The sequence below is a fragment of the Streptomyces sp. NPDC026394 genome (genome assembly GCF_055567735.1).
This window is the reverse complement of sequence record NZ_JBVHPX010000003.1, coordinates 262412-288825: the sequence shown is the minus strand read 5'-3', so window position 1 is coordinate 288825 and position 26414 is coordinate 262412. Positions and strand designations below refer to the sequence as shown.

The 26414-nt window shown below is 73.5% G+C and carries 24 protein-coding genes; 9 read left to right on the top strand and 15 right to left on the bottom strand.

From position 1 onward, the window contains the following. Positions 1-136 precede the first annotated feature (136 nt). The 3 genes from ACZ4QV_RS09650 to ACZ4QV_RS09640 all read left to right on the top strand — a co-directional run bounded on the left by ACZ4QV_RS09650 (position 137) and on the right by ACZ4QV_RS09640 (position 4017). Entirely contained in the window at positions 137-907 is a 771-nt protein-coding gene (locus ACZ4QV_RS09650) for a DeoR/GlpR family DNA-binding transcription regulator (RefSeq protein WP_031008731.1), read from the top strand. Further along, positions 904-1851, top strand: coding sequence for a 1-phosphofructokinase (gene pfkB / locus ACZ4QV_RS09645; protein WP_361149599.1), 948 nt, complete (start codon positions 904-906; stop codon positions 1849-1851). Before ACZ4QV_RS09650 ends, pfkB begins: the two co-directional genes overlap by 4 nt. Positions 1852-1947: 96 nt before the next feature. Then, the gene (locus tag ACZ4QV_RS09640; protein WP_467762743.1) at positions 1948-4017 is read left to right on the top strand and encodes a PTS fructose transporter subunit IIABC; all 2070 of its coding nucleotides are present in this window, start codon (positions 1948-1950) and stop codon (positions 4015-4017) included. Positions 4018-4147: 130 nt separating this feature from the next. On the opposite strand, the gene ACZ4QV_RS09635 is transcribed toward ACZ4QV_RS09640, so the two are convergent. Together ACZ4QV_RS09635 and ACZ4QV_RS09630 are read right to left on the bottom strand one after the other, a co-directional pair. After that, a complete protein-coding gene (locus ACZ4QV_RS09635; protein WP_361150179.1) occupies positions 4148-5404 on the bottom strand; it encodes a L,D-transpeptidase in 1257 nt (418 codons plus the stop codon). 99 nt (positions 5405-5503) lie between these two features. Then, positions 5504-6700, bottom strand: coding sequence for a CaiB/BaiF CoA transferase family protein (locus ACZ4QV_RS09630; protein ID WP_361587481.1), 1197 nt, complete (start codon positions 6698-6700; stop codon positions 5504-5506). 356 nt (positions 6701-7056) lie between these two features. On the opposite strand from ACZ4QV_RS09630, the gene ACZ4QV_RS09625 reads away from it, so the two are divergent. Continuing rightward, on the top strand, positions 7057-7323 hold the full coding sequence (locus ACZ4QV_RS09625) for a hypothetical protein (RefSeq protein ID WP_361149606.1): 267 nt from the start codon (positions 7057-7059) through the stop codon (positions 7321-7323). 45 nt (positions 7324-7368) lie between these two features. On the opposite strand, the gene ACZ4QV_RS09620 is transcribed toward ACZ4QV_RS09625, so the two are convergent. From ACZ4QV_RS09620 to ACZ4QV_RS09585, 8 genes are all read right to left on the bottom strand, one after another. Next, positions 7369-7992 (bottom strand): YIP1 family protein, encoded by a 624-nt coding sequence (locus ACZ4QV_RS09620; RefSeq protein ID WP_361149608.1) that lies wholly within the window; start codon positions 7990-7992, stop codon positions 7369-7371. 22 nt (positions 7993-8014) lie between these two features. Continuing rightward, positions 8015-9256, bottom strand: a complete 1242-nt coding sequence (locus tag ACZ4QV_RS09615) for a P1 family peptidase (RefSeq protein WP_361587484.1) — start codon at positions 9254-9256, stop codon at positions 8015-8017. Between the two features lie 163 nt (positions 9257-9419). Continuing rightward, positions 9420-10190, bottom strand: a complete 771-nt coding sequence (locus ACZ4QV_RS09610) for a L,D-transpeptidase family protein (protein WP_361617042.1) — start codon at positions 10188-10190, stop codon at positions 9420-9422. A 212-nt stretch (positions 10191-10402) separates the two neighbouring features. Beyond that, positions 10403-11557: a low temperature requirement protein A gene (locus ACZ4QV_RS09605; protein WP_361149615.1), complete on the bottom strand. Its 1155-nt coding sequence runs from the start codon at positions 11555-11557 to the stop codon at positions 10403-10405. Positions 11558-11660: 103 nt separating this feature from the next. After that, positions 11661-12575 (bottom strand): hypothetical protein, encoded by a 915-nt coding sequence (locus ACZ4QV_RS09600; protein WP_467762742.1) that lies wholly within the window; start codon positions 12573-12575, stop codon positions 11661-11663. A gap of 53 nt (positions 12576-12628) precedes the next feature. Beyond that, positions 12629-14248, bottom strand: a complete 1620-nt coding sequence (locus tag ACZ4QV_RS09595) for a peptidoglycan-binding protein (RefSeq protein ID WP_361587490.1) — start codon at positions 14246-14248, stop codon at positions 12629-12631. 130 nt (positions 14249-14378) lie between these two features. Beyond that, a complete protein-coding gene (locus tag ACZ4QV_RS09590; protein ID WP_361149622.1) occupies positions 14379-14774 on the bottom strand; it encodes a hypothetical protein in 396 nt (131 codons plus the stop codon). A 154-nt stretch (positions 14775-14928) separates the two neighbouring features. After that, positions 14929-15282, bottom strand: coding sequence for a WXG100 family type VII secretion target (locus ACZ4QV_RS09585; RefSeq protein ID WP_361587494.1), 354 nt, complete (start codon positions 15280-15282; stop codon positions 14929-14931). A gap of 577 nt (positions 15283-15859) precedes the next feature. Here ACZ4QV_RS09585 and ACZ4QV_RS09580 point away from each other — a divergent pair. Beyond that, positions 15860-17182 carry a M20/M25/M40 family metallo-hydrolase gene (locus tag ACZ4QV_RS09580; RefSeq protein ID WP_361637329.1) on the top strand — a complete coding sequence of 441 codons (1323 nt, stop codon included), beginning with the start codon at positions 15860-15862 and terminating at the stop codon, positions 17180-17182. A 90-nt stretch (positions 17183-17272) separates the two neighbouring features. Here the strand turns inward: ACZ4QV_RS09580 and ACZ4QV_RS09575 are convergent, their stop codons facing one another. After that, positions 17273-17848 (bottom strand): TetR/AcrR family transcriptional regulator, encoded by a 576-nt coding sequence (locus ACZ4QV_RS09575; RefSeq protein ID WP_361149629.1) that lies wholly within the window; start codon positions 17846-17848, stop codon positions 17273-17275. A gap of 70 nt (positions 17849-17918) precedes the next feature. On the opposite strand from ACZ4QV_RS09575, the gene ACZ4QV_RS09570 reads away from it, so the two are divergent. From ACZ4QV_RS09570 to ACZ4QV_RS09560, 3 genes are all read left to right on the top strand, one after another. Then, positions 17919-18524 (top strand): dihydrofolate reductase family protein, encoded by a 606-nt coding sequence (locus tag ACZ4QV_RS09570; RefSeq protein ID WP_361149631.1) that lies wholly within the window; start codon positions 17919-17921, stop codon positions 18522-18524. Between the two features lie 190 nt (positions 18525-18714). Next, the gene (locus ACZ4QV_RS09565; protein WP_467762813.1) at positions 18715-19887 is read left to right on the top strand and encodes a MerR family transcriptional regulator; all 1173 of its coding nucleotides are present in this window, start codon (positions 18715-18717) and stop codon (positions 19885-19887) included. A gap of 138 nt (positions 19888-20025) precedes the next feature. Then, entirely contained in the window at positions 20026-20658 is a 633-nt protein-coding gene (locus tag ACZ4QV_RS09560; protein ID WP_467762741.1) for a TetR/AcrR family transcriptional regulator, read from the top strand. Positions 20659-20693: 35 nt separating this feature from the next. Here the strand turns inward: ACZ4QV_RS09560 and ACZ4QV_RS09555 are convergent, their stop codons facing one another. From ACZ4QV_RS09555 to ACZ4QV_RS09545, 3 genes are all read right to left on the bottom strand, one after another. Next, a complete protein-coding gene (locus tag ACZ4QV_RS09555; protein ID WP_361149636.1) occupies positions 20694-21899 on the bottom strand; it encodes an NAD(P)/FAD-dependent oxidoreductase in 1206 nt (401 codons plus the stop codon). A 113-nt stretch (positions 21900-22012) separates the two neighbouring features. Then, positions 22013-22936, bottom strand: coding sequence for a sulfite exporter TauE/SafE family protein (locus ACZ4QV_RS09550; protein ID WP_467762740.1), 924 nt, complete (start codon positions 22934-22936; stop codon positions 22013-22015). Between the two features lie 85 nt (positions 22937-23021). Further along, positions 23022-23807: a GntR family transcriptional regulator gene (locus tag ACZ4QV_RS09545; RefSeq protein WP_361149641.1), complete on the bottom strand. Its 786-nt coding sequence runs from the start codon at positions 23805-23807 to the stop codon at positions 23022-23024. Positions 23808-24209: 402 nt separating this feature from the next. On the opposite strand from ACZ4QV_RS09545, the gene ACZ4QV_RS09540 reads away from it, so the two are divergent. Beyond that, complete coding sequence (locus tag ACZ4QV_RS09540) at positions 24210-25637, top strand: rhodanese-like domain-containing protein (protein ID WP_361587503.1); 1428 nt, start codon at positions 24210-24212, stop codon at positions 25635-25637. On the opposite strand, the gene ACZ4QV_RS09535 is transcribed toward ACZ4QV_RS09540, so the two are convergent. Further along, the gene (locus ACZ4QV_RS09535) at positions 25597-26388 is read right to left on the bottom strand and encodes a hypothetical protein (protein WP_467762820.1); all 792 of its coding nucleotides are present in this window, start codon (positions 26386-26388) and stop codon (positions 25597-25599) included. The genes ACZ4QV_RS09540 and ACZ4QV_RS09535 overlap by 41 nt on opposite strands. Between the last annotated feature and the right edge of the window lie 26 nt (positions 26389-26414).

The following is a 26414-nucleotide window of genomic DNA, read 5'->3' as shown; positions in this document are numbered from 1 at the left end:
CGTGACCGGCTGCTGCCGCCGTCCATTCATGTCCGTTTGAGTCTGTCGCGTGCCCGGATGTGTTTACTTCTCGCTCTCTCGGTCGTACCTTTGGCCTGAAACCACACGGTCGGGCACGAGGCAGGCACGAAGTCACATGTACGCAGCGGAGCGGCAGCAGGAGATCCTGCGACTGGCGCGGGAGAGCGGACGGGTCGACGTCCTCTCGCTCGCCGAGGAGTTCCAGGTCACCGCCGAGACCGTACGCCGGGATCTGAAGGCCCTGGACCGGGCCGGCCTGGTCCGCCGGGTGCACGGCGGCGCCATCCCCGCCGGGCGCCTGGACTTCGAGCCCGACCTCGCCGAGCGGGACACCGTCGCCGCCGACGAGAAGCAGCGCATCGCGCGGGCGGCCCTCGCGGAGCTGCCCGGCGGGTCCGCGCCCGGCAGCGTGATCCTCGACGCGGGCACGACCGCCGCCCGGATCGCCGCCGAGCTGCCGCTGGAGGCCGAGCTGACCGTCGTCACGCACGCGCTCCCGGTCGCCGCGCGGCTGGCCGACCACCCCGGCCTGACCCTCCACCTCGTCGGCGGCCGCATCCGGCACCGTACGCGGGCCGCGGTCGACGACTGGGCCCTGCGCGCCTACCGCGAGATCAACGCGGACGTGGTCTTCCTGGCGACCAACGGCTTCTCCCTGGAGGGCGGCCTGACCACCCCCGACCTCGCCGAGGCGGCCGTGAAGCGGGCGGCGGTCGCCGCCGCGCGGCGGGTCGTGCTCGTCGCGGACAGCAGCAAGTTCGGGCAGGTGCACTTCGCCCGCTTCGGCGGCCTCGACGACGTGGACCTGCTCGTCACCGACACCGGGCTCAGCCCCGACGACGCCCTCGCCATCGAGCGCGCGGGCACGGAAGTGGTGCGCGCATGATCCTCACCGTCACTCCCAACCCCAGCCTGGACCGGACGTACGAGATCCCGGCGCTGGAGCGCGGCGCCGTGCTGCGCGCCACCGCGGACCGGATCGACCCGGGCGGCAAGGGCGTCAACGTCTCCCGGGCCGTCGCGGCGGCCGGGCACCGCACGCTGGCCGTACTGCCGCTCGGCGGCCCGGCGGGCGCGGCGCTGGGCGGCCTGCTGGCGGCGGAGGGCATCGAGGTCGCGGGCGTACCGGTGGCCGGGCAGACCCGGTCGAACATCTCCGCCGTGGAGCCGGACGGCACCCTGACGAAGATCAACGCGGCGGGCCCCGAGCTGTCGGCGGACGAGTCGCGGGCGCTGCTGGACACCGTACGGACCCACTCGGCCGGAGCGGACTGGATCGCCTGCTGCGGCAGCCTGCCGCGCGGCCTGGCCCCCTCCTGGTACGCGGAACTGGTCGCCCAGGTGCACCGGGCCGGGGCCCGGATCGCCCTGGACACCTCGGGGCCGTCGCTGACCGCGGCGCTGAGCGCGCGGCCGGACGTGGTCAAGCCGAACGCCGAGGAACTGGCCCGGGCGGTGGGCCGGCCGCTGCGCACCGTCGGCGACGCCGTCGAGGCCGCGCGGGATCTGCGCGCCCTGGGCGCGGGCGCGGTGCTCGCCTCCCTCGGCGCCGACGGGCAACTGCTCGTCGACGGGGACGGGGAGCACTTCGCCTCCGCGCCGGTCGCGACCGTACGCAGCAACGTCGGCGCGGGCGACGCGTCGCTGGCCGGGTTCCTGGCGGCGGGCGGCGTCGGCGTACCGGCTCTGGCCTCGGCGGTGGCGTACGGGGCGGCGGCGGTGCAGCTACCGGGCAGCGCCATGCCGGCGCCGGCGGACCTCGATCCTTCGGCGGTTCTGGTGGCCGACACCGTGCCGGTGGGGCTGGAGCTGCGGGAACCGGTGGGGTGAGCGCCCCGGGCCGGCTCACGTGTTGTCGCTTCGCTCGTCCTCAAGGGCCGGACGGGCTGAGTTTGCTGGGACCTGATGCGAGCGAAGGAGCCCGCGATGAGTGAGCTGATCACCGCGGAACTGGTCGATCTCGACCTGTCCGCCGAGAGCAAGGAAGCGGCCGCGCGGTCGCTGGCCGAGCGGATGGCCGGGCGGGGCCGGGTCACCGATCTGGAGGGCTTCCTCGCGGACGTGGCCGCGCGCGAGGCCCAGATGCCGACCGGCCTGGACGGCGGCATCGGCATACCGCACTGCCGCAGCGCGCACGTCACCGAGCCGACGCTCGCCTTCGGGCGCAGCGCCGCCGGAATCGACTTCGGCGCGACGGACGGGCCTGCCGACCTGGTCTTCCTGATCGCGGCCCCGGCGGGCGGCGACGCCGACCACCTGTCGATCCTGTCGACGCTGGCCCGGCACCTGATGGACGAGGAGTTCACGGGGGCGCTGCGGGCGGCGGACGACCCGGCGGCGGCAGCGGCGCTCATCCGCGGGGACGCGCCGGAGGCCGTGCCCGAAGCCGTGCCCGAAGCCGTGCCCGAAGCCGTGCCCGAAGCCGCCCCCGAGGCGGAGCCCGAGCCGGACGCCGTACCCGCGGCAACGGCAGGGCCCGGCGCCGGGTCGGCGGACACGGCCGCTCCCGCCGCCTCCTTCAAGATCGTCGCCGTCACCTCCTGCCCCACCGGCATCGCCCACACCTACATGGCCGCCGAAGCGCTGGCCAAGGCGGGCAAGGAGGCCGGGGTCGACCTGGTCGTGGAGACGCAGGGGTCGGCCGGTTTCGAGCGGCTGGACCCGGAGGTCGTCGCCGCGGCGGACGGTGTGATCTTCGCGCACGACGTCGAGGTACGGGACCGGGCGCGGTTCGCCGGGAAGCCGACGGTCGACGTCGGGGTGAAGGCGGGCGTCAACCGGCCCGCCGAACTGATCGCCGAGGTACGGGAGAAGGCCGCGCGCGGCGACGTCTCCACACCGGCGACGCCCGGTTCCGCGCCCATGGACCGCGACGGCGAGGCGGGCGACGGCTTCGCCACCCGGCTGCGCAAGTGGCTGATGACCGGCGTCAGCTACATGGTCCCGTTCGTCGCCGCGGGCGGCCTGCTGATCGCCCTGGGCTTCGCGATCGGCGGGTACGGCATCGACAAGGCGCCGTCCGTCGCCGAGCACTTCGTGTGGAGCGAGTCCGCGAGCTGGGCGGCGCTGCTCTTCCAGATCGGCGGCGTCGCGTTCGGCTTCCTCGTCCCCGTACTGGCGGGCTTCATCGCGTACGGCATGGCCGACCGGCCCGGTCTGGTGCCGGGCTTCGTCGGCGGCGCGATCGCCCTGACCGTCGACGCGGGGTTCCTCGGCGGTCTGATCGCCGGTCTGATCGCGGGCGCGGTGGTGATGGCGGTCCAGCGGGTCGCGGTGCCGCCCGCGCTGCGCGGGATCATGCCGGTCGTCGTCATCCCGCTGATCTCGTCGGCGGTCGTCGGATTCCTGATGTTCCTGGTGGTCGGCAAGCCCGTCGCCGCGCTCCAGAAGGCGCTGACCGACTGGCTGAGCGGGCTGTCCGGTGCCAACGCCGTCATCCTGGGCGTCATCCTCGGACTGATGATGACGTGCGACCTCGGCGGGCCGCTCAACAAGGTGGCGTACGCGTTCGCCGTGGGCGGCCTCGCCCATCCTAACGACGGCAGCCTGAAGGTGATGGCCGCGGCGATGGCGGCCGGCATGGTGCCGCCGCTGGCGATGGCGCTGGCCACGACCGTACGCGGCCGCCTGTTCACCCGTGCCGAGCGGGAGAACGGGAAGGCCGCGTGGGTGCTGGGTGCTTCGTTCATCACCGAGGGCGCGATCCCGTTCGCCGCGGCCGACCCGCTGCGCGTCATCCCGTCCGCGATGGCGGGCGGCGCGGTGACCGGTGCCCTGTCGATGGCGTTCGGCTGCACGCTCCGGGCCCCGCACGGCGGTGTCTTCGTGGTGCCGCTGATCGGGCAGCCGCTGCTCTACCTGGTGGCCGTGCTGGCCGGTACGGCGGTCACCACCGCCCTGGTCGTCCTCCTGAAGGGCCTGCGCAAGCCGGACGCGCCGCAGGCCGCCACGGAGCGGGCCCAGGCTCCGGCCGAAAGCACACCGGTGGCGGCCTGACGAACCGATCGCGGTACGACGGTGGCCGGTCCCCGGGGGGGACCGGCCACCGTCATGTCGTCAGGGCCGCGCAGGCCGTGCCGTACGTACGGGAATCAGCCCGCGTCGGCCGTGCCGTACGTCCGCGGCATCAGGCCGCGCTGCCCGCCTGCCACTCGCTCCACGCCATGTTCCAGCCGTTGAGGCCGTTGTCGGGCTTCACGGTCTTGTCGGGGGAGTTCTTGACGACCACGACGTCACCGATCAGCGAGTTCTCGAAGAACCACTTGCCCGGGGTGTCGCCACCGCCGCCCCGGTTGTCCTGGAGGCCGACGCAGCCGTGGCTGGTGCCGGCCTTGCCGAAGATCGACGGGCTGCCCCAGTAGTTGCCGTGGATGAACGTGCCGGAGCTGGACAGCCGCATCGCGTGCGGGACGTCCTTGATGTCGTACTCACCGCCGAAGCCGACCGTCGAGCCGTCCATGCGGGTCTGCGTGAACTTCTCCGAGATGACCATCTGGCCGTTGTACGTCGGGTTCTTCGCGCTGCCGCCGGAGATCGGGATCGACTTGACGGTCTTGCCGTCCCGGACCACCGTCATGGTCTGGGTGTTCATGTCGACGGTCGAGACCTGGGAGCGGCCGATGGTGAAGGACACCGTCTTGGACTGCACCCCGGTGATGCCCTGGCCGCCCTTGACCCCGTCCAGCTCGATCTTCAGCGTGACCTTGGACCCGGCCTTCCAGTACTGCTCCGGGCGGAAGTCCAGGCGCTGGGCGCCGAACCAGTGACCGACCACCTTCTGGCCGCTGCTGGAGGTCACCGTGATGTGCGACTGGACGTCCTTCTTGTTGCTGATCGCCTTGTCGAAGGTGAAGGACACCGGCATGCCCACGCCGACGGTCTTGCCGCCGTCGGGCGTGTAGGAGCCGATGAAGCTGTTCTTCGACGAGACGGTGGTGAAGGTGGCGTTCTCGGTGGCCGCCCGGCCCTTGCCGTCCTTGGCGTTGGCCACCAGCTTGTACTTCGTCCCGCGCTCCAACTGCGCCGACGGCTTCCAGGACGAACCGTCGGCGGATATCGCGCCCTTGACCTCCGCGCCGTTGTCCGCCTGCACCAGCTTCACGTCGGTCAGCTTGCCGCCGCTGACCTTCACACCGGTGTCGTTGATGCTGGCGTTGGTGGCGCCGTCCTTCGAGGTGACCGAGATCTTCGCCTCGGAGGCGTCCTTGGCGGCCGCGGCGTCCGCGCCCGCCTGCCCCTTGCCGTCGTTGCCGCCCGCCGAGGCGTCACCGCCGCACGCGGACAGGGCCAGGGCACCTGCGGTCAGGAGGGAGGCCGCCGCGAGACCGCGACGCAGCCGGCGCTTGGTGCGGGACGGTGCGGGCGGCGCGGTGTTGTCCGGCATTGTCACGGGCTGCTCCATGCAAGGGTGTTGTCAGTCAGTGCTGGTAAACAGCAACTACGGGAGGGTTTGGTTGCACTCCCCGAACTCTTGTGATGAACGTCACAGGAGGGGTGGCAGGGGCGTGTCGTCCGGGCCGGACAGCCAGGCGCGGAGGGGGTCACCGTGCTCGTCCAGGGCGGGTGGGGCGTGCGGGGCGACGACCGGCGTGGCGGACAGCCGCAGCGGACTGCGCACCTGCGGGGCCCGGCCGGCACCGACCGGCACGACCGGGTCCAGGCCGAGCCGTTCGGCCAGGGCCAGTGCCGCGCCGACGGAGTTGACCGGCCCGCACGGCACGGACGCGGCGGTCAGCCGCTCGGTCCAGGCCGCGGGCGTCTCCGCCGCCAGCCGCTTCTCCAGTTCCCCGACCAGTTCGGCGCGGTGCCGCACCCGGTCCTGGTTGTGCGCGAACCGCTCGTCGTCGGCGAGGCCGGGCGCGCCGAGCGCCTGCGCCAGCGCCCGGAACTGCCGGTCGTTGCCGACCGCGACGGCCAGCGGCTCGCCGTCCCGGCAGGCCAGCGTCTCGTACGGGGCGATGCTCGGGTGCCGGTTGCCCATCGGGCCCGGGTCCCGGCCGGTGGCCAACTGCCCGGACGCCTGGTTGACCAGCGAACCGAGCAGCGACGACAGCAGGTTGACCTCGACGTGCTGGCCCTGACCCGTACGGTCGCGGTGGCGCAGTGCGGCCAGGACGGCGGTGGCGGCGTCCTTCGCGGTCAGGACGTCGACGAGCGCGACGCCCGCCTTCAGGGGCGGGCCGCCCGGTTCGCCGGTGATGCTCATCAGGCCGCCGACGGCCTGCACGACGAAGTCGTAGCCCGGCAGACGGGCGCCCGCGCCGGAACCGAACCCGGTGATCGAGCAGTGCACCAGGCCGGGATGGGCGGCGAGGGTGGCCGACGGGTCCAGCCCGTAGCGGGCGAGGGCGCCGGGCCGGAAGTTCTCGATCAGTACGTCGGCCCGGCGGGCCAGTTCCCGGGCGGCCGCCGCGTCGCCGGGGTCGGCGAGGTCCAGGGCGAGGCCGCGTTTGGAGCGGTTGGCGGCGTCGAAGTACGCGGCCGTGCCGTCGGAGGAGAAGGGCGGTCCCCAGGAGCGGGTGTCGTCGCCGGAGCCGGGCCGCTCCACCTTGACCACGTCGGCTCCCAGATCGGCCAGGGTGGCGGCGGCCAGCGGACCGGCCAGGACGCGGCTGAAGTCGGCCACGAGGACGCCTTCCAGGGCCTTGGGGGTGGTGCGGGGTGCGGTCGGCTGCGGCACGTGCGTACTCCTCGCGTCGGGAGGGCGGCGGAGGCCACATGCTCGTGGACGATCTTGGGTGAGGGGAAGGGGGCGTGGGCGTGCGGCGCGGGTGCGGGGGGGGCGGGCGTACGGGGGGGGGCGGGCGTACGGGGGGCGGGCGTCGGCGGTGAGCGGCGGTGTGGGGGAGACGTGGGGAGGCCGGGCGGGAGGCGCGGAGGTGTACGAGCGGTGTGGGAGTTACGTCACGTGTGGGGTGTAAGTCCGTTGAATCCCCTGACGGAAGTACCTGACATGGTGTCTACTACTGAAGTCCGCCCGCCGGGGCCAGCACGGGCCCGGAACCGCACCGTCGCGCATCCGACCTGGAGGACCGCATGCTCCCCTCCGTACCGCTCCTCCAGCAGATCGGCCTGGCCATTCTGCTCACCGTCACCGTGGGGTGGGCCGTGAGCCAGGCCCGGCTCGTGCGCCGGCACCGTTACGGGGCCCCGGCCGGGAACGGCACCAGACCGCTGCTGCGCGCGGTCCCGCGGCAGACCGGCCCGGCCGGACCGCCGTCCGAGCGCGTGGAGCTGAGCGCCGCCGAGCGCGAGGCGTTCGCCGGACTCGTACGGCAACTGGACGAGAACGAGCGGCACTGAGCGGCACCGGGCCGGGCCGGACCTCGGCGCCGCGATGCCCCGGCTTCAGCGCACCGGACCCAGCTTCAGCAGCGCCAGCGAGGTCAGCATCTGCACCGCCACCGCCACCGCCGCCTTGACGGTGGACAGATGGTGCTGGCCCCGGATGAGCAGGATGGCCAGCAGATAGCCGAAGCCCCAGGTCGTCCAGGCCACGGCCTGCACGAGCGTCGAGCCGTGCGGCAGCCAGGTGGCCAGCACCAGCCGCGGCAGGTCGGTGACCCAGAACAGCACGACGAACAGGCTGACCGTCGGCTCGAACCTGCCGTTCCCGCCGATCGTGCGCGCTATGGCATGGGTGACCATGCCCAGCGCGAGACTGGCGAGCAGGACGCCCGCCTCCGCGACGGCCGCCAGCTCCAGGGCCTGGCGCTGGTCCATCGCCCACTGCTTGCGGAAGGCGTCCACCGACACGATGCCGAGGGCGCCGCTGATCAGGCACAGCAGGACGGCCGCACTCCAGGCGCTGCGGTCGCGCGCCTCGTCCATCACCTCGACGGGCCGGTACCAGAGCCCGAGGAACAAGCGGTGCCACCACAGCCGCCGGCGCCGCTTCGGCGGCTGCGGCGGGCCCGGTTTCTTCTTGGGCGATGGCTGGACGAGCGTGGGGGGAGGCGGCGGCACGGACATAAGGCCCGTTCTACCACCGGTGTCAGGAAGGCGACTGCGACGGGTAGAGGTCACGGTACGACGGGAAGCAGCCGCCCGGAGTGTCCACCGTCTCCGCCGCCAGTACGCCCTTGACCACGGCGCGGGCCAGCACGTCGGCCCCCGCGGCCAGGATCTCGTTGAGGGCGGCGGTCTCGGCGTGCGCCGCGAACACCGGGTCGGCGGCGGCCGCTTCCGGCATCGGCGGCCGGTCACCGGTGGCGAGCGCGAAGACCGTGTCGCCGTCGGTGAGCAGGTGCGCCGGGCGTACGGCGCGGGCCAGCCCGTCGTGTGCGGTGCCCGCCAGTTTCTGGGCCTGGGCGCGGGTCAGGACCGCGTCGGTCGCGACGACGGCGAGGGTGGTGTTCAGGGGCGGGCGCGCGGAGACGGCCGAACGTCGCTCGGAAGCGGTACGGGCCTCGGCGAGACGGCGCCGCGCGCCGGCGTGCGCGCCGGGGGAGGGCAGGCCGGGGGCGGGCGAGCCCGGAGCCGTCCGGCCGGCGCCTTCGTCGGGCACCGCTCGCGCCAACTCCTCGCACACGTCCCCGTACTGCCCGTACAGCACACCGGTACGCGGGTCGACCACCGACCCCGCCGCGTTGACGGCCGCCAGCGCGGCGACCGTGACGCCCGACGGCAGGACCACGCTCGCGGTGCCGATGCCGCCCTTGACGCCGCCGGCCACCGCGCCCGTACCGGCACCGGTGTTGCCCTCTCGGACGGGCGCGTTCAGTGCCGTGGTGGCGGCGTCCTCGATGGCGGCGCGGCCCAGCGCGGCGTCCGGGCGGGCGTACCAGTCGCCGCCGCGCCCCAGGTCGAACAGGGCCGCGGCCGGTACGACGGGGACGACCTGCGCCGGGTCCGGGCCGACGCGGTAGCCGCGGCCCTGCTCCGCCAGCCAGGCCACCGCCCCGGAGGCGGAGTCCAGGCCGAAGGCGCTGCCGCCGGTCAGGACGACCGCCTCGATGCGCTGGACGAGGTTGCGCGGGTCCAGGGCGTCCGTCTCGCGGGTGCCGGGGCCGCCGCCGCGCACGTCCACGGCGGCGATGACGCCGCCTTCGGGCGCCAGGACGACGGTGGTGCCCGTCAGGCGCCCGTCGCCGAGGAGCTGCGCGTGGCCGACCCGCAGGCCGGTGACGTCGGTCAACGCGTCACGGGGGCCGGGACGTTGCGGGGCCTCCTCAGGAGCGGAGAGGGAGGCGCGGGGTGCGGCTTCGTCGTGCGACTGCTGAGGGTCGTCGGCCATGGCACATGCGTACCACGAGTGAAGGCGGGGCGATACGGGGAGCGGCGGGGCTCTTGTCGGGGCCCCGCCGGGTGATGCCGGGTACCTGGACCGGGGCCGTCAGGGCCCGCCGGGGAGATGCCGGGGCGGTGCCGGAGGCTCTGCCCGCCCGCCGCGGGGGAGATCAGTGGCCCGCCGGGCCCATCACGACGACCGGGTGCTGTGCCGGGTCCAGCGTGCGCAGCAACTCCTGCATCACCTCGGGTTTGAGGCTGATGCAGCCCTGCGTCGGCCCGTTGTGGTCGACGTGCAGCCAGACGCCGCCGCCCTTCGCGGCACCCTGCGGGCGCCGCTGGTCCAGGGGCGAGGAGCCCTTGACCCGGTTGTAGTCGATGGCGATGACGTAGTCGAAGGCGCCGCCCAGCGGCTCCCCTTCGACGCCGGTGCCGTGCGCGACGAAGCTGCTGTTGTGGTCGTACGGCAGCTTGGTGCCCTCCGGCGGCGCCAGCTTGCCGCCCGCGTCGCTGAGCGTGAACACGCCCTCGGGCGAGCGCAGGTCGCCGTAGTGGTGGTCCTCGGTCCAGCCGCGGGAGGCGTTGTGCGCCACCCAGCGGGTGCCGGGCCGCCAGTCGTCCGAGTGCTCGGCGCGGGTGTAGAGCACGACGGAGGAGTCGTGCGCGTCCGGGCCCTGGCCCGTGACGACCAGGACCTGCCGGGACTCGGCCGGGATCTGCTTGCGGGTGGCGTCGCTCAGGCCCGGGATCGTGCGCGGGGCCGGTGCGGTGGTGCCGCCGGTGACGTGGTGCGCGGGGGTGTCCGGCGCGGAGGGGGCCGGGCGGGCCTGGTCGGCGCGGTGGCCGTCGTGGTCGTCGCCGGAGGCGGGCCAGGCCCACAGTGCGGTGCCCACGAGGGTGGTCAGGGCGAGACCGCTCACGGCCTTGCCGCGACGGGTCATCCTTATTCGCGTACCGCCCGGCTGGGCGTGGCGGGCAGCCATGTCGTGGCGTCTCCTCGCCCGTCGGCTCTGGCCGGTGGGCTGTCGCAGGTATAAATCGGGCAATCTGCACCCTACACCGTTCGGGGAAATGCTCCGTACCGGTCCTGGTGCTGTTCATGCGTCAGGAGAGGTCAATGGCTGAAAGGGGCGGGTCCTTTGGCCGGAACCGGTCAGTTGCCCAGCGCCTGCCCCTGCCGCGCGGTCAGCGTCACCCCCACCGCGACCGTCGACGCCGCCACCAGCCCGGTCAGCAGCACCGCCCCATGACCCGCGAACGTGCAGGCCAGGACCAGTACGGAGGACACCGGCAGGACCAGTTGCTGGGCCGGACCGCGCTTCTGGTGGCGGGAATGGATCAGCCACACGGTGAACATGAACAGCGCACCGGGAAGGGTCACGCACGCCGACGCCGCGAACTGCGAGAGGTGCGCCTTGCCGACCGACTCCTCCACCGCCACCTCGATCCCCGCGCCGATCGCCGCCGCCGAACCGAAGACCAGGTAGTGCCCGTAACCCCAGAGGAACGCCTGGCGGTTGGAGGAGAGGTGCAGGTGGATCGGGACCGCGAAGTAGATCCAGTACGCCGCGAAGATCAGCAACAGGCCGCCCGCCGCGATGGGCAGCAGATTCCCCAGTTCCTCCTGCTCGTCCACCGCGGACTGCACCGCCACCGTCGCGGCGGAGACCGTCTCACCGAGCATGATGATGACGAACAGGCCGTACCGCTCCGCGATGTGGTGCGGGTGCCACGCCGTCTGGTGGTCGCGCTCGGCCACCGTGGGCACGGCCAGCTCCGCGACCGCCAGCGCGAGGAACACCCACGGTCGTACGTCCTCCGGCGACAGCAGGACGGCCAGCCAGCCGGCCTGGCACAGCGTCACCCCGGCGGCATAGCGCAGCGCGGTGGTCCGCTCGGGCCCGGTGCTGCCGTGTGCGGCCCGCAGCCACTGCGCCACCAGCGCGAGCCGCATCACCAGATAGCCGAACCAGACCACCGCGAAGTCACCGTCGAACGCGCGCGGCACCCCCGCCGCCAGGATCAGCACGCCCGCGATCTGTACGAGCGTCACCACCCGGTACAGCGTGTCGTCGGTGTCGTACGCGGACGAGAACCACGAGAAGTTGACCCAGGCCCACCAGATGGCGAAGAAGAGCATCAGGTAGCCGGGGACGCCGTGCCCCGGATGCCCCTCGGCGAGAGCGTGTACGAGCTGCCGCCCGGCCTGGGCGACGGCCACGACGAAGCACAGGTCGAAGAAGAGCTCCAGCGGGGTGGCCGCGCGGTGCGCCTCGGAGCGGCCGCGGGCTGTCATTCGGGCCATCATGGTGATCAGTACAGTCCGTGCGGCCGGGAGGCGCCATGAGACGCGCGGGAACCCCTGCCGGTCGGAGGACGGGCAGGGCCCCCGGCGCGGTACGCGCGCGGGGTCAGCGCACGGTGATCCGCACCGTTCTGGTCTCGGAGTACGCGCGGCTCTCCGCCGAATCCGGGGTGCCGGTGCTGCCGTTCGCACAGCGGTAGCAGCCGAACAGCTCGACCACGGCGGTGCCCGCCCGGTCGGCCGAGAAGGTGTACCAGTCCGTGCGGTCGCCCGCCGCGTCGCCTTCGACGTGCGGCACGTCGCTCAGCAGTGGGGCGGGCCCCGAGGCGCTGCGGCTGACGACCCGCCAGGTGATGCCCGGTACGTTCGAGTAGGCGTTCGGCAGCGAGAAGCGTTCCCCGCGCCGGACGGTCACCTCGCCGCCGGAACCGCCCGTGAAACCGGTGCCCAGCGAGCGCCCCCGATCGAGGCCGCCGCCCGTCGCGCTCGGGGCCGCGCTCGGTGCGGGGGCCGGTCCGGTGCCCACGGTGACCTGGTACGTCATGGTGCGCTCGCGGTCCGCCGAGGTCAGCACGATCCGTGCGGTGCCGGGCTTGACGGCGTGGAAGGCGGCCCGTACGCCGTCTTTCGCGCCGGAGCGCGAGGCGGCGCCCGGAGCCGTGCCCGAGGCGGCGCCCGGAGCCGTGCCTGAGGCGGCGGTCCCGGTTCGGTGCCGTACCGCCGCGCCTTCGATCTTCGGCTCGTCCACCCGCCAGCCGCTGCCACCCGCCCGCAGCACGATGTCGAAGTCCGTACCGGCCCGCACCCGCAGGCTCGTCACCTGGGACGGGAACGCCCAGGCCGCACCCGGCACCCCGCCCGGCGTGGTGGGCGACGGCGAGGCGGTCGGCGCCTTGACGCAGCAGTCCGACTTGCCGCCGCACGCGCCCGTCGTCAGGGCGACGAGCGCGACGCCGGCCGTGGCCAGGGCGACGGCGCGCGGCCGGGGAGCGGGTTTCCGGGGCCCCGGCCTCCGGGACACGGGCTTCCGGAACGCAGGCGTCCAGGGTCGGGGAAAGCGCGTCATCAGGCGGCTCACTTCGGTACGTGCACGGCGTACGCGTCCGGCAGGTCGTTGTCGGACGCCTTCTGCATCCGGCCGTTGACGAAGTCGTCCTCGCTGACCCAGGTCGTGGTCCCCCACGGGTTGTAGACCTGGAGCATGTCACCCTCCTGGCCGACGATCATCATGGCGTGGCCGCTGCGGTCGCCGTCCTGGTAGCCCTCGACGCCGATGGGTACGGGCTTGCCCTCGGCCACCGCCTTCTCGATGTCCGGCAGTGCGTCCCGGCGGGCGTCCGCGCTGCCGGTCTCGCGCAGTTCGTACGCGCCGCCCGTGTGCGGGCTGATCTCCTTGTTGACGACCTCGGTCTTGCCGTCGTTGTCCATACCGCTGGGCGCTCCGGTGCCGAACCAGCCCTCGTGGCCGCCGTCGCCCTCCTCGTGCACCCGGTGCTGCTCGTCCACCAGGCGCTCGCGGAACGCCTTGGGGTCGTTCTCCTGGCCCGACTCGCCGCCGGTGAGGCCCAGGGCGTAGACCGGGTCGACCATGGCCCGCGCGGTGACGGTCGAGGAGGCCACACAGGTGCCCTCCTGGCCGTCGCCGCCCTGGGCCCACGCCTGGCCGTTGAAGGCCGCGGTGTCCTTGTTGACGTTCGACCCGTCGTCGTTGAGCCCCTCGTCGTTCTTGCTGTCGCCCTGGGTGACGACCGGCGTGAGGTGGGCGGCCAGCCACGCCTCGTCGTCGCCGTGCGGGTGGATCTTGTCGCGGAAGCCGCGTACGGAGTCGAGGCCGTTGCCGGCGGCGAGCGCCTTCATCAGGTAGGCGCGCTCCTCGGGCGACTTGGACTCGGCGAGCATCCGCTCGAACTCGGCCCGGTCCGCGGCGTTCATCTTGTTCAGGTACTGGCTGGACCGCTGGAGATCGTTGCTGGTGAGGATCTCGTTCTGCTCGCGGGCCGGGTCGTTCTCGTCGACGGTGGAGGTGTCGGCGAGCATCAGCTTGTCCGCGGCGGTCAGCCCCTGGGCGGTCACCTTGCCCGAACGTGCCTCCGCGGCGTACTTGTTCAGCTCACGCGCCGCCGCCCGCCCCGCGTCGTCGGCGGTCACGGCCGCCCGGTGCAGGTCGGCGACGCCGGTCTGCGCCAGGCTCTTCGCCCGGTTCTTGGCGTCCTCCTCGCCGTCGTCCTCCCACATGTCGTCGAAGAGCCCGTCCTCGCCGCCGAGCAGGCTCAGCGCCTCCTCCAGGCTGGGGCGGCCCCGGCGGTCGGTGTCCTGGGCGGACCGTACGGCGTCCGCGAGCCGGATCAGCTCGCCGCCGGCCCTGCTGAACGCCTCCGCCATCTGCTGCGCCGCCCGGTCCGCCGCGGCCACCACGTCCGCCGCCTTGACCGCGGTCGTGCCGGTCCAGGCGTCCGGCAGGGTCTCCTGGGCGACCTTCTGGATACGGGGCTGCACCTCGTGGCTACAGGTGTCGGCCGCGGAACGGTAGCTCTTGCCGGCGCTCTCGATCGAGCCGGGGTCGCCGAACGGCGCCTGCACGGCGAGCGCCTTCTTGATCTCGGATATCAGGTCGTTCTTGCTGTCGGCACCGTCGATGCCCTTGACCCGCTCGGCGAGTTCGGCCCGCCGTGCCGTCGTGGATTCGCCCGCCATGTGGGCCGCCTTTCCCCCGTGGTGCTGCTGTGGTGGCTGTGGTGGTGATGGTGCTGTGGTGCGCTGGTGCCGGTGTGCCGGTGTGCCGGTGTGCCGGTGTGCCGGTGTGCCGGTGGTGCTGAATGGGTGCTTACGGTGCCGGTGAGGTGCCCGCGGTCAGCCGCAGTTCCATCAGCGCGGCCACCGCCTCGAACCAGCGGGCGAGCGTCTCGTCGTCGTCCACGCCCCCGGCGACTCCCGCCGCGGCGGCGAGCCAGGCGCCCGCCGTACGGGCCGGTGCCTCGCCCGGCAGCGGCAGGTCGAGTGCGGCGGCGTACGCGGCGCCGCCCGCGCGGACGACCCGGGCGAGGTAGGCCACGGAGCGGGGCAGCACACCGAGCCGGCCGAGCGTCACGGCGGCGGCGATCGCCCCGTCGCCGAAGAGGGCGCGGCGGGCGTGGCCCTCGGCGGGCAGGCCGAAGCGGAGCATGGACGGGACGTCGAGCCGCAGCAGTTGGTCGTCGGTCTTCGGAGGGAATGCGGTCATGGCTGGCTTGGCCTGTTCTGGTGGCGTGGTGTTACGTGCCTGGCCTGGCCGGGTACGGCCTGGCGGGGCTGGGTACGGCCTTCGGTCCGGTCCGGTCCGGACCGGACCGGACCGGTGTGGCAGTGGCAGTGGCAGTGGCGGGTGCGGCCGCCGGTCAGCCGAAGGGGGTGCTGCCCGCGCCGGAGGGCGCCGGTGCGGCCGCGGCCGCGTGGCGGAGGCCGGAGACGGCGGAGTGGTCCGCGGCGCCGTAGTTGTTCGTCGTGGTGCGGAGTTTCTTCGCGATCTCACCGAGCGCGTCGTGCAGAACGCCGGCTTCGCGCTGCCAGGCGCCGGCGAAGTTGTCGAAGGCGGGAGCCGCGTCCTCGCCGCCGAACGATTCCGGCCTGCTGCACGACTGCTGCGGGACGGATTTCTGTACGGAGGCGAGTTGTCCGGCGGCGGAATCCAGTTCCGACGCGCTGCTCTCCGTACCGGATTTCTTGATCGCGTAACCCGACCCGCTGGCCATGCCTGAGTACCGTCCCCCGTGCGTCTGAGCATCTGTGCGCCCGTGCGTGCGCTTCCCGCACCGAGCGACCTGACGCGCCGTGCGGAATTCCCGGATGCGGACGAAATGCGTACCGCACGCCGATTCCGTGCGCCGCGGATTTCGTCGTCCGTACGGATTCCGCTGTTCACCAGGTCACTTCGGTGCCGGAGGAGCATAACCGATTCCTTCCGGGCGCCGGCCGGACAAAGAGCGATACGGCGGCCGTTCGGCCCGATAGGCCGTGCAATAAGCCGTTCCAGGTGCTTCGGTCCCGGGAATTCCCGCAATGGGGTTTCCGTGCGGGGTGGGGGCAGGCGGGAGAAGGTGGCGCTGCCGGGAACTTTGTGCCGCACAACGCACGTTGTTCGTACAGGCTTTGCACAGGAAAGGAGGGGGCGCGCAGCGGTCTGCCGTACGCCGGTTGCCGCCGGTCGCTGTCGGCTGCCACCGGTTTTCGCCGGTGAGTCGGCAGGGGTGGGGCCGGGCGGTGCTTTCCGGCCCGCCGCGGCCGGTCCGGGCCTCGTCCGCGCGTCCGTTACATGATCAAATGCTACGTATGAGCGATAGCGCGCGTGACACCGTACTGGCCCCGCTCGACGCCCGCATGGCGGACCTCGAATCCCTCTACGAAGACCTCCACCGACACCCCGAACTCGGCTTCCAGGAGACCCGTACGGCAGCCGAGGCGGCCCGCCGCCTGGCCTCGAACGGCTACGAGGTCGTCACCGGCATCGGCCGGACGGGCGTGGCGGGCGTGCTGCGCAACGGCCCCGGCCCGGTCGTCCTGCTGCGGGCGGACATGGACGCCCTGCCCGTCACCGAGCGCAGCGGTCTGCCGTACGCCTCCGCCGTCCCCGGCGTCATGCACGCCTGCGGCCACGACGTGCACGTCACGTGCCTGGTGGGCGCCGCCGACCTGCTCGCGGCGGGCCGGGAGCACTGGTCCGGCACCCTGGTCGTGCTCTTCCAGCCCGCCGAGGAGGTCGGTGACGGAGCACGGGCGATGATCGAGGACGGGCTGTTCGGAGCCGCGGCGGACGGTTCCGAGGCGGGGAACGGGGCGGCCGGCTCCGGGGTCGGTGCTGGAGCCGGGGCCGACGGGCAGGGGCGGGTGCCCACGCCCGACGTGGTGCTCGCCCAGCACGTCGCCCCGCTCGGCGCGGGCCTGATCTCGTACGCCCCCGGCGCCTGTATGGCCGCCTCGGACAGCCTGAAGATCACCTTTCACGGGACCGGCGGCCACGGCTCCCGGCCCGAGACCGCCGTCGACCCGATCGTGATGGCCGCCGCCTTCGTCCAGCGGCTGCAGTCCGTCGTCGCCCGCGAGGTCGCGCCCAAGGACCGCGCCGTCGTGACCGTGGGCTCCTTCCAGGCCGGGGACGCGCCCAACGTCATCCCCGACCAGGCGGTGGTGCAGCTCAGCGTCCGTACCTTCGACGAGGACGTGCGCAGCCGGGTGCTGGCGGCCATCGACCGCATCGCCAAGGCCGAGGCCATCGCGTCCGGCGCGCCGCGCGAGCCGGAGACCGAGGTGCTGAACACCTTCCCGGTCACCCGCAACGACGACCGGACGCTGGAACAGGTCAACGCCGCCTTCACCGACCACTTCGGCGCCCAGCGGCTGTTCGGCTACGAACCGGCCGCCGGCAGCGAGGACGCCGGGCTGCTCGCCACGGCCGCCGGCGCGCCGCTCTACTACTGGTGGCTCGGCGGCTGGGACCCGGACGAGTTCCGCGCCGCGATGTCCTCCGGACGCCTCGCCCAGGACATCCCGTCCAACCACTCACCGCACTTCACCCCGGTCAAGCAGCCCACCCTGACCATGGGCGTCCAGGCGCTCACCGTCGCGGCCCTGAGCCACCTGGAGCCGGGCCGGTGATCTCCCGTACGCCCAGGCGTGGACAGGCCGACCCTGGACGGCCGACGCCACCGGTGTGACATCACGCGTCGTCGGGTTCGTGTGCCTGGGTCAGGGAGCCACGATGCGGTCGACCGCGGCGTACACCAGCTCTTCGCGCTCGGCCTCCGAGAACACGTCGGGCAGAGTGAGCTGTTCGACGATGAGCCAGTTGAAGGCCAGGTACAGCAGCCGGACGGCGGTCGCGTCGCCGGGCAGGCCGGAGGCCTGGTGGTAGGCCACGTTGGCGTCGACGTCGGCACGGACGCGTTCGGTCAGCACCGCGCGCAGTGCCGGGCGGCGGGTGGCTTCGAGGCGCAGTTCGAGCAGGGCCAGGTAGCCGGTGCGGAACGAGCTGACCCGGCCGACCAACTCGCGCATCAGCATCGCGTACGTCTCCCGGTCGGGCGTGGCCAGCCGCTGCCGCGCGATCGTCGCCTCGTCCGGCTGGAGGCGTTCGTAGACCCGGGCGCCCGCCTGGGTGAGCAGGTCGTCGCGGTTGGCGAAGTAGTTGGAGGCGGTGCCAGGGGGGACGGCGGCCGCGTTGTCCACCGCGCGGAAGGTCAGGCCGCGGGCGCCTTCCCCGGCCAGCACCTCGATCGCGGCGTCGACGAGAGCCGCCCTCCGCTCGTCGTTCCTGCGCACCATTGACACCACTCCGTTCGTAGTACTACGTTCTTACCACTTCACTTAGAGCACTATGGATGGAGTCGTCGGTATGCGCAAGCTGGTCTACTACGTGGCCGTCAGCCTGGACGGCCGTATCGCGGGCCCCGGCGGGGAGTTCGACTTCTATCCTGCGGGCGACGAGCAGCAGGCCGCCGCCTACAGCGCGTGGTGCAACGCCCGCTACCCGGAGTTCGTCCCCACCGCGATGCGCGCCGCCCTCGGGCTCGCCGACACGCCCAACCGGCGCTTCGACACCGTACTGATGGGGCTGGGCAGTTACCGTCCCGCGCTGGACGCGGGCATCACCAGCCCGTACGCACACCTGCGCCAGTACGTGGTGTCGAGCACGCTCGCGCCGGACATCGACCCCGCCGTGACCGTGGTCCGCGCGGACCCGCTCGCGCTCGTCCGGGACCTGAAAGGCGAGGCCGGGGAGCGGGCGGGGCAGGAGCGGGACATCTGGCTGTGCGGCGGCGGCCGGCTCGCGGGCGCGCTGCTGCCCGAGATCGACGAGCTGATCATCAAGAGCTACCCGGTGGTCGCCGGGGCCGGCATTCCGGTGTTCGACGGGGAGTTCGACCCCACCGTCTTCGACGTGACCGACCGGGACTCGTTCGACAACGGCGTCACGGTCACCCACTTCGCCAGGCGGTGACCGGGCCCGCCCCGCCCCGCCCTTGACCTTGCCCCTGGGGGAGGACCCAGCCTCAGGTCCGCGGGGGTCGTCCCCGTACGAGGAGGGTGGACGGGGGCGTGAACAGGTGCGCGGAGACACGGGAGCGGAGCCGGGACCGGAAGCAGCGACCGGCCCGGACGAGGCGGGCGGCCGGGGAACCGGGCGGCTGCTGGGCATCGGGGCGTTCGCCAGGGCGGCGCGGCTCTCGCCGAAGGCGCTGCGGCTCTACGACGAACTGGGGCTGCTGCCGCCCGCCCACGTCGATCCCGCCAACGGCTACCGGCGCTACGCGCCCGCCCAGTTGGAGCGGGCACGGCTGGTCGCCTGGCTGCGCCGGCTCGGTATGCCGCTGGCCCGTATCCGGGACGTGTGCGAGCTGGCCGCGGGACCGGCCGCCGAGGCGGTGTCGGCGTACTGGGCGCAGACCGAGGCGGACACCGCCGCCCGCCGCGAACTGGCGGCCTTCCTCGTCGACCACCTCAAGAGGAGGGACGAGGCCATGAAGAACACGTCCACGGGTGCCGCGAGGCCCGGACGGACGCTACCGCTCGGCATCCGTTACGCGGCCCTCTCGGACACCGGGCTGGTCCGGGAGAGCAACCAGGACACCGTCTACGCGGGTGACCGGCTGCTGGCCGTGGCCGACGGCTTCGGCGGGGCCGGGGCGTCCGCCGGGGCCGCGGCCGTCGAGGCACTGCGCGGCCTGGAGCGCTTCGACGGCGGGGCGCTGCGCCCCGGCGACCTGCTCAACGTACTGGCGGACGCGGCCGGGCAGGCGAACCGTTCCGTGCGGGGCGTCGTGACGGCCGGGGCGCCGGACCACGCCGGCACCACGCTGACCGCCCTGCTCTGGACCGGCTCCCACCTGGCCCTCGTGCACGTGGGCGACTCGCGGGCGTACCTGCTGCGCGGCGGCGAGCTGTTCCAGATCACGCACGACCACACCCATGTCCAGTCACTCGTCGAGGAGGGACGGCTGACGCCCGAGGAAGCCGAGTCGCATCCGCAGCGCGCCCTGCTGTTCCGGGCGCTGGACGGCAGTGACGGTGTCGAACCGGAGGTGGGGCTGCGGGAGGCGCGCCCCGGGGACCGCTATCTGCTCTGCTCGGACGGCCTGTCGGCGGTGGTTCCCTCCGACGCCGTACGGGAGGTGCTCGGCGCGGCCCCCGGCCCCGCCCGGGCGGTACGGGACCTGGTGGCCCAGGCGCACGACGCCGGGGCGCCGGACAACGTGAGTTGCGTGGTGGCCGATGTGGTCAGGGATGGGCCAGCGGGCGGGGGCGGGGTCGGGGGTCTGGACGAGGTCGCGGACGTGTCGGCGGACGTGTCGGCCTCCCCGTAGCGGCGAGGTGCGCGAGTATCGTCCGAGGACGTCTCCGATCCCGTATCTGCCGCTGGAGCCCCCGTGAACCAGCCCATCGCGCACGGTCCGGATGCGCATGGTCCGGTCGCACACGATCCGGAAGCGCACGGTCCGGATGTGCGTGATCCGGGCGCGCACGGAACCACCGCGCACGGTCCGGGCGCGCAAGAGCCGGCCGCCGGCGGGTCCGGGCCCGACGGGCAGTACCAGCGGCAGGCGCTGATCGAAGCCGCCCTGCGGATCATCGAGCGGGACGGTGCGGCCGGGATCACCCACCGCACCGTCGCCCACGAGGCGCAGCTTCCCACCACGGCCGCCACGTCCGCCTTCGAGAGCCCCGACGCGCTGCTCACCGCCGCGCTGACCAGCGCCATGGAGCTGGAGACCGAACGGTTGCGGCAGCTCACCGCCGCGCCCGCCGCCGGGCCGGGCGCGGCGGGCGGTCGCGGCGACAAGCGACGGATGCTGGCCCGCCTGACGGCCGGGGCGCCGGCGGACCGGGGGCTGCTGCTCGCCGAGTTCGAACTGAGCCTGCTGGCCGCCCGCCGCCCCGAACTGCGCGGCCACACCCGCCGCTGGTCCGAAGCGCTCGCCGACTTCGCCCGCCTCCACACGCAGGACCCGATGCGCGTGCGGCTCTTCACCCGCGCCTACGAGGGGCTGCGCCTCCAGGCCCTGCTGGCCGATGTGCCGCCTACCGCCGAGGAGTTCGAGGCGATGCTGTGGGAGCTGCTGCCGGACGAGGGGTAGGAGGGGTAGGAGGGGTAGGAGGGGTAGGAGGCCGCTCAGGCCAGGCCCTTGAGCATCCCCTTGAAGTACAACTGCGGCAGCCCGTACCGCTTCAGGAACCACATGTCGGTGCGCTCCTTGGTCGTGTCGATGAACGGGATGGAGGGCGCCGGTTCCAGGTCGTAGTCGAACTCGGCGAGCAGCATCTTGTGGCGCGCGGTGACCAGGGGGCAGGACGTGTAACCGTCGTAGCGGGCGGTGGCGGGGCGCCCGCGCAGCCCGGCCCGCAGGTTGGCGACGACGACCGGGGCCTGCTTGCGGATCGCCGCGCCCGTCTTGGACGTCGGCAGGTTCGCCACGTCACCGACCGCGAACACCTCGGGGAAGTCGGGGTGCTGGAGCGTCTCCCGGTCGGCCTTGGCATAGCCGAAGGGCGAGGCCGGGTCGGCAAGCGGGCTGTCGGCCACCCACTGCGGCGCGCGCTGCGGCGGTACGGCGTGCAGCAGGTCGTAGTGGATCGTCTCCTTCGCGCCGGTCGCGTTGTCGACGATCTCCGCCTCCCGCGCGCCGCCGTCCACCTGCGTCAGCTCCGACTGGAGCCGCACCTCGATGCCGTACCGCTGTGCCGTCTCCCGCAGCGCCCGGTCGAAGACCGGCACCTTGAACATGGCGGGCTCGGGCAGCACCAGGATCGTACGGATACGGCCCAGCAGTCCCCGCTTGCGCCAGTAATCGGCGGCCAGGTACGCGATCTTCTGCGGGGCGCCGCCGCACTTCACCGGCCCGGACGGCATCGTGAACAGCGCCGTACCGCGCCGGGTGCGCCGGATGTAGTCCCAGGTCAGCGGGGCGAGGTCGGGGCGGTAGTTGCTGGAGACACCACCGTGGCCGAGGGCCTGCGCCAGACCCGGTATGCCGTCCCAGTCCAGGCTCAGCCCGGGAGCGAGCACCAGCCGGTCGTACGAGACCGTCCGCCCGGAGGCGGTACCCACCGTACGGGCGGACGGGTCGACCGAGACGGCGGACTCGCGCAGCCACCGCACACCGGGCGGCATGACCTCCGCCTCCGTACGCAGCGCGGCCCGCAGCGGCGCCTGGCCGCCGCCGACCAGCGTCCAGAGCGGCTGGTACCAGTGCGTCTCGGAAGGCTCCAGCACCGCGATGTCGCGCAGTCCGGCGCGGCGCAGCCGGGCGGCCACGGTGATGCCCGCGGTGCCGCCGCCGATGATGACGACCTGGTGGTGCGTCGGGGCGGAAGTCATGGTTCTCTCCTCCTGAGATCGAGCTGGGATGGAGCTGAGGTCGGGCTGGGATGGAGCTGAGGTCGGGCTGGGGTCGAGCTGAGGTCGAGGACCGGATTGATTCGGGGCCCGGGTCACAATCGGGGGATGCTGGTCACCGCCATCGATACGGCGAGCACCGTGACCAGTGACGCGAACGCCGTGGACAGGGCCTGCGGCCGCAACCGGGCGGCGAGCCGGTTGCCGAGCCCGCTGCCGAGCGCGGCGCAGGCGGCGAAGGAGGCCAGCAGCGGCCAGTCCAGGCCGCCCGCCCCGGCCCGGGTGGCGAACGCCGTACCGGAGTTGACGAGGATGACCAGGAGCGACGTACCGATGGCGACCGGCATCTCCAGGCCGAGGACGAGGGTCAGCGCCGGCACGACGACGAAGCCGCCGCCGACACCGAAGAAGCCGGTCAGCAGGCCGACGGCGGTGGCGGTGACACCGATGCGCAGGGCGGAGGCGAGGCGGGCGGCGGGGGGCTTCGGGGCGGCGGGCGCCGGGATGGCGGGCGCCGGGTCGGTCGGCGTCGTCCCGGGAGCGGCGCCGACCGCGCCGTGACCGGCGCTCACCGGGCCGTGGCCGGTACTCACCGCGTCGTGATCGGCGCGTGCCGCGTCGTGATCGGCGCGCGCCTTCTCCCGTTCCCGTTCGCGCCACGTCCGTACGAGCATCACCGCCGCCACCGCCAGCATCAGCCCGGCGAACGCCGTCAGCAAGACGGTCGGATTCAGTGACGCGCTCCAGCGGGAGCCCAGAAACGTTCCCGCGGTGCCCAGCCCGCCGAACGCCGCCCCCGCCGCCCAGCGGACCCGGCCCGCACGGGCATGGCAGGCCATGCCGGACGCCGCGCCGATCCCGACGACGACCAGCGCACCCGCCGTGGCCTCGTGCGGGGTCTGGTGCAGCAGGTAGACCAGCGCCGGTACGGCGAGGATCGAGCCGCCACCGCCGAGCGCGCCCAGCAGCAGCCCGATGACCAGCCCGCAGGGCAGTGCCGCCCAGGCTAGGAGCGGCATCGCCGGTGGCAGGTCGTCGGCGGAACCGGCCGCGTCGCGGTGTGCGGAACCGGCCGCGTCGCGGTGTGCGGTGCGCGCCCGGCCGTCATGACGGACACGAGGCGCGGGGCGCCAGTTCGACCGCGTGGCTGTCGCTCGACCACTCGGCGACGAAGGCGAAGCGGTCGCCGCGTACGACGGTCTCGCGCCACTCCACCGGCCGCTCCCCGGAACGCCCCAGCCGCTCGATGGCGAACGCGGGCTCACGGTCGGCCAGCCCCAGCAGCCACGCCTGCCGGATGTCGGGCAGGAAAGGGTGGATGCGTTCCCGGCCGCCGGTGACCTTGATCCCGCAGCGCTGCTGCAACTCGCCGTAGAGCGAGGTGTGCCGGAAGTCGGCGTCGAGCAGCGGCTCGGCCACCTCGGCGGGCAGATACGTGGTGTCGTGGGCGAGCGGCTCGCCGTCCGCCAGCCGCAGCCGCTCCAGCACGACCAGCGGCGCGTCCGGGACGAGTCCGAGCTGGTCGGCGATCGGCCCGTCCGCCGTCCGCTCCAGCCGCAGCACTTCGCTGCGCTGCTCCACGCCCTGGCCCTCCAGCTCGCGGAAGAGGCTGTAGAGCGAGCCGAGCGGCTGCTGTATGCGCCGGGTGTTCAGGCGGCTGGCCCGGCCGCGTTCGGCGATCACCAGGCCGTCCGCGCGCAGTTTGCGCAGCGCCTCACGCACGGTGTGCCGGCTGACCTCGTACTCCCCGGTGAGCCGGTGCTCGGCCGGGAACTCCTCGGCGAACTCGTCCGCCTCCATACGGCGCCGCAGGTCTTCGGAGAGCTGGGCCCACAGGGGCAGCGGGGAGCGCCGGTCCAGGGGACGCGGGCCCGGCGGGTGTTCGGTCATGAGGGCGCCTCCGTGTGGTGCGAGCGGTACGGGTGGTTCGGTGGAGCGGGTGGTTCGGTGGAGCGGGTGGAGCGGATGGGGCGGATGGTTCGGGTGGTGCGGCTTTCCGAATGCGGGTGGTTCGGATGGTGCGGTTCTCCGAATACGGGTGGTGCGGGTGACCCGGTCACCGGGTACGGATGTACGGGCGGGCCGTGGTCGGACTGAAGCGTGGTCCGGCTGGGGCGTCGTCTCCGGCGCCTCCGGCTGTCCTCCTCGGTACCCGCGCCGCACCGGCCGTCGCGCCGCCCGAACTTGTCGCCGCCGACGCCGCATGCCTAATGTACGTACATCCGTGCATCCGCACAACACACTCCCCGCGGGGCCCGCGACGGCGGACCCGCAGGACCACGGAGGTCGACCGTGCACTTCGCGCAGTACTACCTCGACTGCCTCTCCCAGGCGTCGTACCTGATCGGCGACGAGACCACCGGACGTGCCGTCCTCGTCGACCCACGCCGCGACATCGACGACTACCTGCGCGACGCGGAAGCGGCCGGACTGCGCATCGAACTGATCATCGAGACGCACTTCCACGCCGACTTCCTCTCCGGACACCTCGAACTGGCCCGCGCCACCGGCGCCACCATCGCCTTCGGTGAGGCCGCCGAGACCGGCTACCCGATACGGCGGCTGCGCGACGGTGAACGGATTCACCTGGGCGGCGGCGGAACGGGTGGCGAAGCGGACGGTGAACCGGGCGACGGATCGGGCGGCGGAACGAAGCCCTCCGGCGTGACCCTCACCGTCCTCGCCACCCCCGGCCACACCCCGGAGTCCATCTGCCTCGTCGTCCACGAACACCCGGAGGCGGCGGAGCCGTACGGCGTCCTGACCGGCGACACGCTCTTCGTCGGCGACGTCGGGCGCCCCGACCTGCTCGCCACGGCCGGGCTGACGCCGCAGGACATGGCGGGCCGCCTCTACCGTTCCCTGCACGGCAAACTGCTCACCCTCCCGGACGCCACCCGCGTCTTCCCCGCCCACGGCGCCGGCTCGGCGTGCGGCCGCAACCTCTCCACCGAGACCACCTCCACCATCGGCGACCAGCGCCGCCACAACTACGCCCTGCAACCCATGTCGGAGGCCGAGTTCATACGTCTGGTCACGGCCGGGCAGCCCGCCACCCCCGGCTACTTCGCGCACGACGCCGCCCTCAACCGCGACGGCCACCCGCTCCTGGACGCCGCGCCGCCCGTCGCGCTCACCCTCGACGAGGCGCTCGCCGCCTGCCGGGACGCCGGCGCGGTCCTCCTGGACAGCCGCCCGCTCACCGCCTACACCGCGGCGCATTTCACCGGCTCGCTGCACATCAGCCTGGACACCCGGTTCGCCGAGTACGCGGGCAGTGTGGTGGCGCCCGGCACGCCGATCGTCCTCGTCAGCGACCCCGGCACGGAAGCCGAGGCCCGCCTCCGCCTGGCCCGCATCGGTTACGACCACGTCCTCGGGCACGTCCCCGACCCGGCCGCCGAGCTCGCCCGCCACCCCGAGCTGGTGTCCCGCAGCCGCCGTCTGTCGCCCGGTGACGTCCCGTCCGAAGGCGTCCAGCTCATCGACGTCCGCAACCCCGCCGAGTACGAGACGGGCGCCCTGCCGGAAGCCCGCAATCTGCCCCTCGCGAGCCTCCCCACCGGCTGCGCGACGCTGGACCCCGAGCGCCCGGTCGTCCTCTACTGCCGCAGCGGCGGCCGCTCCGTGATCGCCGCCGCGCTGCTGGAGGCCCGCGGCTTCCGGGACGTACGGGACGTCATCGGGGGCTACGAGGCGGTCGCGACCACCTGCGGCTGACGCGCCGCAGGGCGCTCCGGTTCCGCAGCAGGAGGGCCAGGCAGGGGGCCGCGCATCCGGCCGAGGCGAGGCGCAGCGCGCCGCCCGGGTCGTTACCGGCGGGCGCGAGGCCCAGCCCGGCCGTTACCGTGATCGTGCACTCGGTCAGCCCGGACGCCTCGCCCGCCTGGGCCGGCCGGACCCTGGCCTGGGTGGCCGTCAGCGTCAGGGCCCCGGCCGCACCCAACGAAGCCACGGCCACGGTGGCCGCCACCAGGAGGACGGCCGCCGCTGATTCCGCACCGGCCTGCGCCGGCGCTGCCATCGCCGCTGCTGATGGTGCCGTCGCTGAGACATCGCTGACGTCGCTGCCAAGGCGGCAGCGGCGAGACCGAGGCAGGTGGCCGTCACAGGTTCGGTGGCGGACGTGGGCACCGGCCCGGCCACCGGCCCGGCCACCCGCCCGGCCATCCGCCCGGCCACCCGCCATCGCGGCCGCCGGTACGAGGAAGGCCGTCCCCGCACCCGGTACGGACAGCCCCTGCACCTCCTGGAGCACGAACGGGACCACGAAGAGCAGCACCACGGTCGCCGCGTTCGCCACCGCACCGGCCGAAGTGAGCGCGGCGCAGGGCGCGTTACGGAAGAGGGCGCGGTCGATCAGCGGCGCGCGCGACCGGCGCTCGGCCCGTACGAACAACGCACCGAGCCCCAACGCGCCCGCCACCCACCCGCACGCCTGCCACCACACCCCCGCGCTCTCAACAGCCATCACCAGACACACCGGCGCCCCGGCCC

Coding starts and splice junctions, on each gene's coding strand:
- ACZ4QV_RS09620 (WP_361149608.1), bottom strand. CDS start 7,992: ATGTCCGTGCCGCCGCCTCCCCCCACGCTCGTCCAGCCATCGCCCAAG.
- ACZ4QV_RS09595 (WP_361587490.1), bottom strand. CDS start 14,248: ATGGCGGGCGAATCCACGACGGCACGGCGGGCCGAACTCGCCGAGCGG.
- ACZ4QV_RS09650 (WP_031008731.1), top strand. CDS start 137: ATGTACGCAGCGGAGCGGCAGCAGGAGATCCTGCGACTGGCGCGGGAG.
- ACZ4QV_RS09590 (WP_361149622.1), bottom strand. CDS start 14,774: ATGACCGCATTCCCTCCGAAGACCGACGACCAACTGCTGCGGCTCGAC.
- ACZ4QV_RS09575 (WP_361149629.1), bottom strand. CDS start 17,848: ATGGTGCGCAGGAACGACGAGCGGAGGGCGGCTCTCGTCGACGCCGCG.
- ACZ4QV_RS09615 (WP_361587484.1), bottom strand. CDS start 9,256: ATGGCCGACGACCCTCAGCAGTCGCACGACGAAGCCGCACCCCGCGCC.
- ACZ4QV_RS09545 (WP_361149641.1), bottom strand. CDS start 23,807: ATGACCGAACACCCGCCGGGCCCGCGTCCCCTGGACCGGCGCTCCCCG.
- ACZ4QV_RS09580 (WP_361637329.1), top strand. CDS start 15,860: ATGAGCGATAGCGCGCGTGACACCGTACTGGCCCCGCTCGACGCCCGC.
- ACZ4QV_RS09610 (WP_361617042.1), bottom strand. CDS start 10,190: ATGACCCGTCGCGGCAAGGCCGTGAGCGGTCTCGCCCTGACCACCCTC.
- ACZ4QV_RS09635 (WP_361150179.1), bottom strand. CDS start 5,404: ATGCCGGACAACACCGCGCCGCCCGCACCGTCCCGCACCAAGCGCCGG.
- ACZ4QV_RS09555 (WP_361149636.1), bottom strand. CDS start 21,899: ATGACTTCCGCCCCGACGCACCACCAGGTCGTCATCATCGGCGGCGGC.
- ACZ4QV_RS09585 (WP_361587494.1), bottom strand. CDS start 15,282: ATGGCCAGCGGGTCGGGTTACGCGATCAAGAAATCCGGTACGGAGAGC.
- ACZ4QV_RS09640 (WP_467762743.1), top strand. CDS start 1,948: ATGAGTGAGCTGATCACCGCGGAACTGGTCGATCTCGACCTGTCCGCC.
- ACZ4QV_RS09605 (WP_361149615.1), bottom strand. CDS start 11,557: ATGATGGCCCGAATGACAGCCCGCGGCCGCTCCGAGGCGCACCGCGCG.
- pfkB (WP_361149599.1), top strand. CDS start 904: ATGATCCTCACCGTCACTCCCAACCCCAGCCTGGACCGGACGTACGAG.
- ACZ4QV_RS09550 (WP_467762740.1), bottom strand. CDS start 22,936: ATGCCGCTCCTAGCCTGGGCGGCACTGCCCTGCGGGCTGGTCATCGGG.
- ACZ4QV_RS09535 (WP_467762820.1), bottom strand. CDS start 26,388: ATGGCTGTTGAGAGCGCGGGGGTGTGGTGGCAGGCGTGCGGGTGGGTG.
- ACZ4QV_RS09625 (WP_361149606.1), top strand. CDS start 7,057: ATGCTCCCCTCCGTACCGCTCCTCCAGCAGATCGGCCTGGCCATTCTG.
- ACZ4QV_RS09570 (WP_361149631.1), top strand. CDS start 17,919: ATGCGCAAGCTGGTCTACTACGTGGCCGTCAGCCTGGACGGCCGTATC.